The sequence below is a fragment of the Thermosipho globiformans genome, assembly GCF_003990895.1.
In the GTDB taxonomy this organism is placed as follows: Bacteria; Thermotogota; Thermotogae; order Thermotogales; family Fervidobacteriaceae; genus Thermosipho; species Thermosipho japonicus.
Genome location: NZ_BHXD01000005.1, coordinates 109,895 through 122,000 on the forward strand (window position 1 = coordinate 109,895; position 12,106 = coordinate 122,000).

Consider the following 12,106-nt stretch of genomic DNA (forward strand, 5'->3'; position numbering starts at 1 on the left):
AAAAACTTATTTAACTTCTATTTTCTCAACTCCCATGTAAGGAACCAAAACTTTTGGAACAGTTATACTTCCATCCTCGTTCTGATAGTTTTCAACAATGGCTACCAAAGTTCTTCCAACAGCAAGTCCAGATCCATTAAGCGCATGTGCATAATGCAATTTATTGTCACTTCCTCTGTACCTTATATTCGATCTTCTTGTCTGAAAATCTGTAGTGTTACTACATGAAGAAATTTCCTTGTAGGAATTGTAAGATGGAAGCCACACTTCAATATCATAAGTTTTTGCAGAAACAAATCCTAAATCACCACTGCACAAAGAAACAACCCTGTAAGGAAGTTCCAAAAGCTGTAATATCCTTTCTGCATCCTGTGTTAACCTTTCAAGATCCTCAAAGGATCTTTCAGGAGTTGTTATCCATACTAGCTCAACCTTATCAAATTGATGCTGTCTAATCATTCCACGAACATCTTTTCCATAACTTCCTGCTTCCCTTCTGTAACATGCAGAATACGCCGTATATTTTATTGGAAGATCTTTTTCAGAAAGAATTTCTTGTGCATGAAGTGCCACAAGTGGAACTTCGGCTGTTGGAATTAAAAACATATCATCTTTTTCAATACGATATGCATCTTCTTCAAATTTTGGAAGTTTACCAGTCCAAAGCATTGCCTCTCTCTTGACAAGTTGTGGCACCCAAACTTCTGTATATCCATGTTCTTTTGTATGAACATCAAGCATAAATTGAATCAAGGCTCTCTCAAGCCTTGCTAAATAACTATACAAAACCGTGAACCTTGAACCACTTAATTTTGCACCTCTTTCAAAATCCATCATTGAAAGTTCAGGACCAAGATCCCAGTGAGCTTTAGGCTCAAAATCAAACTTTCTAGGCTCTCCCCATCTTCTAATTTCAACATTTTCCGATTCATCTTTTCCAAATGGAACATCTTCTGCTGGAATATTTGGAATATTCAATGCTAAATTTTGCATTTCTTCTTCTAATTTTTTTTCTTGCTCTTCTATTTTCTTTATCTCTTCTCCTATTTTCTTACTTTCTTCTATTAATTTACTCGCCTTTTCATTATCTTTTTCAGCCTTTGCCTTTGCAACTAACTTAGAAAACTCATTCCTCTTTGCTTTCAATTCATTTACCTTCGCAACAAGTTGCCTCCATTCTTTATCTACATCTAAAATTTTGTCAATAATTTCTATTTCCATATTTCTTTTCTTTAAAGCATCATAAAATATTTCAGGATTTTTTCTTAACAATTTAACATCAATCATTTTAATCACTCCTCAAACAACTTTTTTAAATTTTCTTCGTAAGGAGGATAAACTACGCCTTTTTCCGTTATTATCGCTGTTACAAGCTCTGCATCTGTAACATCAAACGCAGGATTAAATACTTTTACCCCATCTGGTGCGATCTGTCTTCCACCGCAATGTGTAACCTCTGTATGCTTTCTTTCTTCAATAGGGATATCTTTACCAGTTTTTGTATTCAAATCAATTGTACTCGTTGGTGCAGCTACATAAAAAGGAATTCCGTGCCTTTTTGCCAAAACAGCGACCATATAAGTTCCTATCTTATTTGCAACATCACCATTTGCAGCTACTCTATCAGCACCAACAATTACCGCATTTATTTTACCAAGTTTCATTGACCAACCAGACATATTATCACTTATCAGCGTTACATCTATACCGTCCTTCATCAATTCCCAAGCAGTAAGTCTAGCCCCTTGCAAGTATGGCCTTGTTTCATCAGCAAAAACTTTTATCTTCTTTCCTTGCTCAACAGCCGCTCTTATAACTCCAAGAGCTGTACCATAATCAACCGTTGCAAGTGCACCTGCATTACAATGAGTTAATACAGTATCTCCATCTTTTAAAAGTTCTGCACCATTTCTACCAATTGCCTTATTTACCTCAATATCTTCTTTTGCAATATTCATAGCTTCTTCTTCAAGATATTCTAAAACACCTTCTGTTTTTCCATATTTCTTTAATGAATCTTCCATTCTATTTAAAGCCCAAAATAAATTAACCGCTGTAGGTCTTGTATTTGCTAAAACTTCTTTTACTTCATCCATTTTTTTAACAAATGCATTAAAATCTTCAACAAACATTTCTCTTGCTCCAAGAACATATCCAAAAGCTGCAGAAGCACCTATAGCAGGAGCACCTCTTACAACCATATCTTTTATAGCTACAGCAACTTCCTTATATGACTTGCAACTGACATACTCTTCAACAAGTGGTATTTTCCTCTGATCAATTAAAATCAATTCATCTCCCGTCCATTCCATAGTCATAGTTTTCAATTTCATATCAAAACCTCCTTTTCACTTTATCTATTATTTAATTATATCATATCTTAAAATAACTAAATATTTCTAAATAGTAAAATAAAATGTATGTTTTAAACTTTTGATGAAAATAAGCAAGATAAAATAACAAAGCCCAAACTAGAAAGTTTTTTACTTAATTTCAAAAAAAGGGAGGGAGCTTTATGAAAAAACTTTTACTTATATTGCTTTTACTAGTCTCTGTATTTTCATTTTCTGTAAAAAACGTTATCTACATGATTGGGGATGGTATGGGAATTAATCACGTTATGCTTGCCAGCTATCTTGAAGGAAGACTTCTAAAGTTTATGAAAACCCAAAATATTGCACTAGTAACCACACATTCTGCAAATAGTAATGTTACGGACTCAGCAGCTGCTGGAACTGCACTTTTTGCTGGTTTTAAAACTAACAATGGAATGATCGGCATATTGCCAGATGGCACAAGTGTTCCTACAATTGCAGAAATTGCAGCAAAACATGGTGTAAAAATTGGAATTATAGCAACATCAAGAATTACTCACGCAACCCCAGGCGCAGTGTATGGTCATGTAAATTCAAGAAAGGATGAAAACACTCTTGCAGAACAATTAGTTAACAGCCCTATAACAGTTGCGTTTGGTGGCGGCTGGAGACATTTTGTAGCAACTGGCGGAAAAAGAAACGATGGAAAAGATCTAATTAAATTGGCAAAGGAAAAAGGATTTGATTATATTACAACAAAAGAAGAACTACTTAATTACAACGGAAAAAAAGTAATAGGACTTTTCAATTCAAGCCATTTACCAGCATATACTGATAGGGTAAATGAACCAACACTTTCTGAGATGACAAAAAAAGCCCTTGAAATACTTTCAAAAGATAATTCACCTTTCTTTTTAATGATCGAAGGCTCACAAATAGACTGGGAAGCACATGGTAATGACCCATACGGCGTTTGGAAAGAAATAATAGAATTTGAAGAAGCATTCAAAGTTGCTATGGAATTTTTAAAACAAAACCCAGATACTTTGATTATTGTAACCGCAGATCATGAAACTGGAGGTCTAGGCCTTTCAAGTGGCGGATACTATTTCGATGTTGAAATGATAAGAAAATTTAGTAAAAATACGGATTTTATATCGAGAGAATCAAATAAAGACAAAAATAAATTAAAAGAACTTATTAAAAAATACTATCAATTAGAATTAACCGATGAAGATTTAGAGCTTTTCGACTCTCTAGTAAAAGAACAAGGAAATTCATATTATGCATTTTCAAATGCAATAGGAAGACTAATAAGCAAAAAAGCACACCTTGGTTGGACTACATATGATCACACAGGGGCACCTGTTGCACTATACGCATTTGGACAAGGTGCTGATAACTTTAAAGGATTAATAGATAACACTGAAATACCAAGAATTATTGCAAGACTTGCGGGATATCCACTTACATTTCCTACCTATCAATTACCAGTATCGGGTGGACATTAATTAAGTAAACATTAGAAAAAAATAACCCCCAAGATGATTAAATTCTTGGGGGTTATTTTTTCATCTAATTATTATTTTTTTGTTCTACATCCACTTTATAATAAACCTCAACTGTACTTTCATTTTTAAATTTACTAAATTCACTGTCAATAAAGTTGGCCCACAAATTTTTCTTCTTTTCAGACAAAACCATATTTGAAATTTCTTCCTTTATTTCTTCAAATTTTTTAGATTGCATTGGGATAACTTTTTCTACTTTAAAGATGTAATATTTTTCATCTACATTTATTGGCCCCAACAATGCACCTTGTGGTGCATTCTTTATATAGTTCCATAACTTATCTGGGAAAGTAGTATCCTCAGCTATATTTTCATATTTAAAATGAGAAATTCCATATTCACTTGCAACACTATTAAACGTTTCACCGGAAACTATCTTAGTTTTTGCAGCATTTGCAACTTTTTCATTGTCAAAAGCTATTAAGCTTAGAGTATATTGGGTTGGTGTAGAATACTCATCAATATGTTTTTGATAGTAATCCATTAATTCTTCATCAGAAACTGTTGCATCTTTTGTAACCACATTAAAAAGTTTTTCAAGCGATAGATTAACAAGCGTTTCAAAATACATCTTTTCTTTAAAATCTTCTAAAGTTCCCATATTTGCATACTGCAAGTACATATCAAATGTTTTTTCATCAATTCCCTGTTGGTTTAAATAATCTGATATTTGTTTGTCGACTACACTTTTTACTTCTTGCTCAGTTGGTCTTGCACCATATTTTTGAGCAAATTGTACTATTAATAACTTATTTACTAAATCATCTAAAACTACTCTTTTGTATCTTAATATTACTTTTACACCCTCTTCTGTATTCGATAAAACATTAAAAAACGTTTGATCCACCTGACTTATACCGATCATAAGTTTTTGCACGTCTGCGGCTCTATTTAATTGTTCAAGCGTAATAGTCTCACCGTTTACAACTGCAACGGTTGATGTTGCTGGAAGTTCCTCGGAAAAAATCACCACTGAAAAAACAACAAAAAGTAAAAGCAAAAAACGTTTCATACAATCTCCTCCTCATTTTACAACGATATTAAGCAACTTATTCTTTACATAAATAACCTTTACTATTTCTTTTCCTTCTATATATGAAGATACCTTTGGCTCTTCAAAAGCAATCTTTTTTACTGTCTCTTCATCTGCATTGACATCAACGTTTATTTTTCCTCTGACTTTACCATTTATTTGTATAATTACAGTTACTTCATCAACTTCCAAAGCCTTTTCATCATACTTTGGCCATTCTTCATTTACAATTAATGTATCATTGCCTAAGTCATGCCAAATCTCCTCAGCCATATGTGGTGCAAATGGTGAAAGTATAAGTGCAAGTTTTTCAACCAGTTCCCTCAAAAGAGGTAAATTTAAATCTTTTTCCTCGGTCTTATTCAAATAATCTGAAAAACTGTTGTTTAATTCCATTAATCCTGCAATTGCCGTATTAAATTTAAATCCACCTTCTATATCTTCAGTTATTTTTTTAATCGACTGATGTAATTTCCTTCTTAAATCCTTTTCTAACTTATTTTTTAATTCTATTTTTTCTGCACTAACATTTTTGATTTTTTCAAGCACAGAATAAATATTATTCCAAAGTCTCTTTAAAAATCTATGAACACCTTCTATTCCTGCATCGCTCCATTCTGCATCTTTTTCCGGTGGAGCCATAAATAATATGTATGTTCTGAGTGTATCTGCTCCATATTTTTCAATCATATCATCTGGAGATACTACATTCCCTTTAGATTTACTCATCTTCCATCCATCTTTGTAAATCATTCCTTGTGTAAATAGGTTTGTAAATGGCTCATCAAAATGAACATATCCCATATCATGCAAAACTTTAGTTATAAATCTTGAATATAAAAGGTGCAGAACTGCATGTTCAACACCACCTATGTATTGATCAACTGGAAGCCAATAGTTAACATCTTTACTTTCAAATGGTTTATCTTCAAGATTTGGATTTACATATCTTAGATAATACCATGAACTATCCACAAACGTATCCATTGTATCAGCTTCTCGCCTTGCAGGGCCACCACATTTTGGACATGTTGTATTCAAAAATTGTTTATCCAATGAAAGTGGTGATTGTCCAGTTGGTAAGAATTCAACATCTTTTGGAAGTTTCACTGGAAGTTGTTCTTCCGGAACAGCTACCGTACCACATTTTTCACAATAAACAACTGGAATAGGTGCTCCCCAATATCTTTGTCTTGAGATAAGCCAATCTCTCAATTTATATTGAACACTTCTTTTTCCAATATTCTTTTCCTCAAGATAATCTATTATTTTTTCAATTGCTTCTTTGCTTGAAATGCCATTAAATGGTCCAGAATTTACCATTATACCTTCATCTTCGTATGATTTTTCCATTTTTTCTACATCTATTGGACTTTCAGGATTGTCAATAACAAGTCTTATTGGTATATTGTATTTTTTTGCAAAATCAAAGTCTCTTTGATCGTGTGCAGGCACTGCCATAATTGCACCTGTTCCATATTCGTATAATATATAATTAGCAACGTAAATAGGAATTTTTTCTCCAGTAACAGGATTTATAGCATATCTTCCCAAGAAAAAGCCTTCCTTTTCGGCTTCCAAGCTTGTTCGTTTAAACCTATCTTCCAAAGAAACCTTTTTCAAAAATTCTTCTAATTCTTTTTTTCTATCCTCAGTTACAAGCGTTTCTACAAGTGGTGATTCTGGAGCAATAGCCATAAAAGTTACTCCCCAAATCGTATCAGGCCTTGTAGTGAATACTCTAATGCTCATGTCAAGTCCATCAACTTTAAAATCAATTTCTGCACCTGTGCTTTTTCCTATCCAATTTTTTTGCATTGTCTTTACATTCTCAGGCCACCCCTCTAGCTTTTCTAAATCATTTAAAAGCCTTTCGGCATAATCGGTTATCTTAAAATACCATTGCTCAAGATGTTTTAAAGTAACCTCTGTACCACATCTTTCACATTTACCATCTACAACTTGCTCATTTGCAAGCACTGTTTGACAGCTTGGGCACCAATTAACTGCTGCTTTTTTCTTATATGCAAGGCCTTTTTCATACATTTTAACAAATAACCACTGAGTCCATTTGTAATAATCTTCTGTACAAGTTGCGATTTCCCTTTTCCAATCATAACTTATTCCTATCTTTTTAATTTGGTTCCTTATTGTCTCTATATTCTTAAAAGTCCAAACCTCGGGGTGAATTTTATTTTTAATAGCTGCATTTTCAGCAGGAAGACCAAATGCATCGTAACCAAATGGATGCAAAACATTATAACCTTTCATTCTCTTATACCTTGCAACTATATCGCCAATAACATAATTTTTCACGTGGCCAACATGTAATGTCCCTGAAGGATATGGAAACATTACTAGATCATAAAATTTTGGTTTCTCAGAATATTGTGGTGTTTCAAATACTTTTTTCTCTTCCCATACTTTTTGCCACTTTTTTTCTATCTGACTTGGAATATATTCTTTCACACAAATCCCTCCTTACTTAATCTTGTTTTATTAAGATTATACTACAAATAGTAATAGTTAACAAATAATGTAGTATAATCTGATTGAGGTGATAAAATTGCCAAATCTTTTTTTCGGAATAAAAGAAGATAATAATCTAATTTTCGATGAGCATGAAACTGTTCATTTAAAAACAGTAAGAAAAAAAGAAAGTGATATAATTGAATGTACAGACGGAAAAGGATATTACTACAAAGTAAAAATAACACAAATTGGAAAAAAGAAATCTTTTGGAGAGATCCTCGAGTCTAAATATATAGAAAGTAGCGAAAAAACTATCCTAAACCTTTTTGCACCGGCTTCAAGATGGGAGCGCCTTAGATGGCTTATTGAAAAATCTGTAGAACTTGGCGTAGACAATATTTATATAACAAAAACTGCTTTTTCAAATAGAGATTATAAAGATAAAGTAGAAAAAATAAATATGGTCATTAGAGACAGTGCAAAACAATGTGTAAGGTTTCATTTTCCAAATGTAGATTTTATTAATTTTAAAAACATTCAAAACTATGCAACCAAAAATACCTATTTTCTAGATTTTAACGGTCACAAATTACCAGCCAATATTGATGAGAAAGTTTCAATAATAGTTGGCCCAGAAGGTGGCTTTTCAAAAGAAGAACTAGATTTTCTGTCTTCAAATTTCAATGCAATACGTTTGGGAAATAAAATTTTGCGTTTTGAAACCGCAGCATTTGTTGCTTTGAGCTATTTTGCAATTGCACTCAACAAAATTTAAAGGGGGGATTTTATGGAAAAAGGCAAAAAGATTATCTCATTTGTAAAGTATGAACATGAAATTGAACCTTCATATCGTGAAAAATTAGCCAACGCCAAAAGAAAATCAGATGTTAGAGAAGTATTTATTAACACATTATTGGAATTACTTTCTTCTATCGACCCTGAATTTAATGAATTTTCACAAGAAGATATAAAATTTGAAGGTGAGCATTACGAATTTTCTAAAAAATTGGAAGAAAAGCTGGAAAAATTCAAAGATAGTGATTTACATGCAATTATTGAAAGAATCTTTGAAGCTGCAAAAAATAGGTATCTAAAGATTGAACATGACGAAAATACTGATTACTTTAATTTAAAGAAATAAAGTAACCATTTACTTCCGACTGTAAATATTCCCAGTTTCTAGTAAGTTTGAACTAGAAACTGGGTTTTTTATTTTTTATACTTATTCAATAATTATTTTCAATTCAATTTGATGACAAACGTACTCAAAATGAAATAACAACCTCTATATATTGAATATTAAAAAAGGAACACCTGTTGAAAAACTTAAGATAAAGTAAATAAGAGACGATAAAGGTATAGATTATACATACGTTATCAGGACAGTAGTTAACAATATTAATGAATAACTTTATACTCGTCTTAAAATAATTAGATTAATGGACAAATAACTTTTACATTAACCAAAGCGTATAGATTCTAAATCTTTTTAAAGTTATAATAACAACTCTCTCAAAAAAGTTATCCAAGAGTTGTGTTTAGATTTAGTGTTCTAATTTTAGTAGCTTTGCATTTATCGCAACTATAACTGTACTTAAAGACATAAACACAGCACCTACTGCTGGACTTAGAAGAATTCCCCATTTATACAAAAGGCCTGCTGCAAGAGGTATTGCCACAGCATTATATCCTGTTGCCCATAATAAATTTTCTATCATTTTTTTATATGTGTTTTTAGCAAGACCTATTATTGAAACCACATCTCTTGGATCACTTCTAACTAATATTATATCTGCAGATTCAACTGCAACATCTGTACCTGCTCCGATTGCTATACCAACATCTGCCTGAACCAAAGCAGGTGCATCGTTTACTCCATCTCCAGTCATCGCAACAACTAAATTTCGAGATTGAATTTCCTTTATCTTTTGTGATTTTTCATGCGGTAAAACTTCCGCAAAATATTCATCGAGCTCTAGTTCGTCAGCAACCCATTTTGCTACCTGTTTATTGTCACCTGTCAACATCATACATTTTATTCCCATTTCCTTTAATTTTGCTATTGCTTCTTTTGACTCAGATCTTATAATATCAGAGAGTCCTATTGCTCCTTTTAGTTCAGAATCTATCAACACATAAACTACTGTTTTCCCTGCTGATAGTAATTTATCTATCCTTTCATTTTTAATTTTTACATTTTTTCCCTTCAAATATCCAGGACTAACTACCATAACATGTTTTCCATTTACACTACCTTCAGCTCCTTTTCCAGGAATGGCTTTGAAGTTTTCTACCTTCATTGGATTTTTAACATATTTAGCAATAGCTTTTGCAATTGGATGTTCTGAATGCATCTCAATTGAAGCCGCACAATTTAAAATATCTTCCTCATTCATATCATTTGAAAGATTAACTATATCAGTTACACCGAATTCGCCCATGGTCAAGGTACCAGTTTTATCGAACACTATAGCTTGAATATTTCTTGCTCTTTCAAAAGCCACACGGTTTCTAATAAGCAACCCATTTTTTGCTGATATTGCTGTTGAAACTGCAACAACTAATGGGACTGCTAGTCCTAGTGCATGAGGACAAGTTATTACCATGACTGTAACTGTTCTTTCAAGAGCAAAAACAAAGCTTTTTCCCATTATCAACGTCCAGATAAAAAACGTTATTGCACCACTTGATAATGCAATAAAAGTTAACCATACTGCTGCACGATTAGCGAGGTCCTGTGTTTTGGATTTGCTTTCCTGTGCTTTTTTTACAAGTTCTATTATCTGAGAAAGATATGAATCTTTTCCTGTATTTTTAACTTTTACTTTCAAGGAACCTTCACCATTTATTGAACCACCAATTACAAGAGCATTTTTCTTCTTTGATACAGGTTTACTTTCACCTGTTAACATTGATTCATTTAATGAACTTTCACCCTCTATTATGACACCATCGGCAGGAACTTTTTCACCTGGTTTTACAATAACAATATCCCCTGATTTCAATTCTTCAAGAGGGATATCTATTAACGAACCATCTGGCATGAGTTTATGCGCATCCGAAGGCATCAATTTTGCTAGTTCTTCTAATGCATGCGAAGCTCCCATTACTGATCTCATTTCAATCCAGTGACCAAGCAACATAATGTCAATTAATGTTGCTAATTCCCAGAAAAATATTCCGCCTTCTAATCCGAAAACAACCAAGCTACTATATACATATGCCGTAGTAATTGCAATGGCAATTAAAGTCATCATTCCAGGTTTTCTACCTTTGATTTCTTCATAAAAACCTTTCAAAAAAGGATATCCACCATAAAAATAAATAAAAGTTGAAATAGTAAAAAGTATATATAAATCTCCTGGGAAAGATAATAAATTTTCGAGTCCAAGTAACTTTTGAACTAGTGGAGACAATACTAAAACTGGAATTGTTAAAATTAATGATATCCAAAAGCGTTTTTTAAAATCCTCAACCATTTGAGCGTGATGGCTATGATGATCATGGTGTTTACGACTATGTTTTATTGAATGATCATTATCTTTCGATTGTTTATTTTTCATATTTTGATCATGATGTTCATGAATCATATTCATTTTTTCTCTATCCATACTTTCCATCCTCTCCTTAAAAATTGAAATAATTATTTTCTATTTCTATTACTTGAAAAATTATAATAGTTCGTATTTTCCAGTTATTCATATCTAGAATTTTCGATCTTAAAACATCCATTATAATTGGGTACAACCAATGCCGCTAATAATTCCACAACTTCTGAAAAACTATATAATTTGTTATTTTTGAATTTAATTCTTTTCCAAATCCATTGATAAACTATAAAACTTTTTTCCGTATAATATTCCCAAAAATAGGACAGAAATCAAGAAATTTTTGTATAATTTAGCTATTCTTAACATTCCTCGCTTGAATTTCTGTGTCTCAACACACAGTGTGAAAATTCCTTGTTGCAAATTTTTCATATTTCTTTGTTTTTTACTAGCTCTAAACAACTTGTTCCTTCAAATGGCTACACTACTTATTGTTTACAACTCCTAAAATATATTCCTGTGTTTGCATTTCCTTTTGAATTGTTGTAACTTGTAAATACTTACTTTATTCCTATCACCTTACATTCTTTCATAAATTTTCTATTTGTAGATTAAATCCTATTATCCTTCTATTAGTATTACTCAGTCCCCTTTTATTCCATCGTCTTTTGTCATTACTTTACACCTTTTTCTAATACCAACCTAAGTTTATTTTTTCAGTAAACTTTCTTGCTTATACCTTGTAATGCTTTAAATAAAACTCCAATACTCAACTTTCTTTTTTTCATTAAAATAAAATAAGAATAGAACTACAGTATTAATCTATTGTTAGCAACCAATTTTATACATTACAAATATTATTTTGATTCTAATTGATTCTAATAAATACATTATTTACTTTTATTTTAAGCCTGATTTTTGGAATTAATCACTTTTATTTTTAATGATTCATTATTAAATTAAACGATTCTTCAGTTGCGTATGAAGACAAAAGCTTCAAAAACTTGAAAATACATGTGTTTTTCATCTATAATGATCATTTTCACTAATTAATTCATTAATAAATTCGCCACAAATATTCAAGATATTAATACTTTCGACCTCCTATTCAATAAGTTTCTTTTTTCTTAAATATTCCTCTTCTGTAATTTCACCATTTACGAATTT

The 12,106-nt window shown here is 31.9% G+C and carries 9 protein-coding genes and 1 pseudogene; 3 read left to right on the top strand and 7 right to left on the bottom strand.

What is annotated here, in order from left to right; all coding sequences use genetic code 11:
• Positions 1-6: 6 nt before the first annotated feature.
• A complete protein-coding gene (gene serS / locus EO083_RS05350) occupies positions 7-1,287 on the bottom strand; it encodes a serine--tRNA ligase (RefSeq protein WP_126993145.1) in 1,281 nt (426 codons plus the stop codon).
• A 5-nt stretch (positions 1,288-1,292) separates the two neighbouring features.
• Positions 1,293-2,333 (bottom strand): S-methyl-5-thioribose-1-phosphate isomerase, encoded by a 1,041-nt coding sequence (gene mtnA / locus EO083_RS05355; RefSeq protein ID WP_126993146.1) that lies wholly within the window; start codon positions 2,331-2,333, stop codon positions 1,293-1,295.
• A gap of 182 nt (positions 2,334-2,515) precedes the next feature.
• Here mtnA and EO083_RS05360 point away from each other — a divergent pair, with 182 nt between their 5' ends.
• Positions 2,516-3,826 (top strand): alkaline phosphatase, encoded by a 1,311-nt coding sequence (locus tag EO083_RS05360; protein ID WP_126993147.1) that lies wholly within the window; start codon positions 2,516-2,518, stop codon positions 3,824-3,826.
• A gap of 64 nt (positions 3,827-3,890) precedes the next feature.
• Here EO083_RS05360 and EO083_RS05365 read toward each other — a convergent pair whose 3' ends face one another.
• Entirely contained in the window at positions 3,891-4,898 is a 1,008-nt protein-coding gene (locus EO083_RS05365; protein ID WP_126993148.1) for a peptidyl-prolyl cis-trans isomerase, read from the bottom strand.
• A gap of 12 nt (positions 4,899-4,910) precedes the next feature.
• Complete coding sequence (gene leuS / locus EO083_RS05370) at positions 4,911-7,388, bottom strand: leucine--tRNA ligase (RefSeq protein WP_126993149.1); 2,478 nt, start codon at positions 7,386-7,388, stop codon at positions 4,911-4,913.
• An 88-nt stretch (positions 7,389-7,476) separates the two neighbouring features.
• Between leuS and EO083_RS05375 the strand changes: the two genes are divergently transcribed.
• Together EO083_RS05375 and EO083_RS05380 are read left to right on the top strand one after the other, a co-directional pair.
• Complete coding sequence (locus EO083_RS05375) at positions 7,477-8,166, top strand: 16S rRNA (uracil(1498)-N(3))-methyltransferase (RefSeq protein ID WP_241229979.1); 690 nt, start codon at positions 7,477-7,479, stop codon at positions 8,164-8,166.
• 12 nt (positions 8,167-8,178) lie between these two features.
• On the top strand, positions 8,179-8,532 hold the full coding sequence (locus EO083_RS05380) for a hypothetical protein (RefSeq protein WP_114702203.1): 354 nt from the start codon (positions 8,179-8,181) through the stop codon (positions 8,530-8,532).
• 403 nt (positions 8,533-8,935) lie between these two features.
• Here EO083_RS05380 and EO083_RS05385 read toward each other — a convergent pair whose 3' ends face one another.
• The 3 genes and pseudogenes from EO083_RS05385 to EO083_RS10150 form a co-directional block, all read right to left on the bottom strand.
• On the bottom strand, positions 8,936-11,002 hold the full coding sequence (locus EO083_RS05385; protein WP_126993151.1) for a heavy metal translocating P-type ATPase: 2,067 nt from the start codon (positions 11,000-11,002) through the stop codon (positions 8,936-8,938).
• Positions 11,003-11,430: 428 nt separating this feature from the next.
• A pseudogene (locus EO083_RS10145) lies at positions 11,431-11,547 on the bottom strand (IS3-like element ISKol7 family transposase); the annotation flags it as partial.
• Positions 11,548-12,043: 496 nt separating this feature from the next.
• A partial coding sequence (locus tag EO083_RS10150; RefSeq protein WP_206512276.1) for an SHOCT domain-containing protein occupies positions 12,044-12,106 on the bottom strand: 63 nt, incomplete at its 5' end.

Coding starts and splice junctions, on each gene's coding strand:
- serS (WP_126993145.1), bottom strand. CDS start 1,287: ATGATTGATGTTAAATTGTTAAGAAAAAATCCTGAAATATTTTATGAT.
- mtnA (WP_126993146.1), bottom strand. CDS start 2,333: ATGAAATTGAAAACTATGACTATGGAATGGACGGGAGATGAATTGATT.
- EO083_RS05360 (WP_126993147.1), top strand. CDS start 2,516: ATGAAAAAACTTTTACTTATATTGCTTTTACTAGTCTCTGTATTTTCA.
- EO083_RS05365 (WP_126993148.1), bottom strand. CDS start 4,898: ATGAAACGTTTTTTGCTTTTACTTTTTGTTGTTTTTTCAGTGGTGATT.
- EO083_RS05380 (WP_114702203.1), top strand. CDS start 8,179: ATGGAAAAAGGCAAAAAGATTATCTCATTTGTAAAGTATGAACATGAA.
- EO083_RS05385 (WP_126993151.1), bottom strand. CDS start 11,002: ATGGATAGAGAAAAAATGAATATGATTCATGAACATCATGATCAAAAT.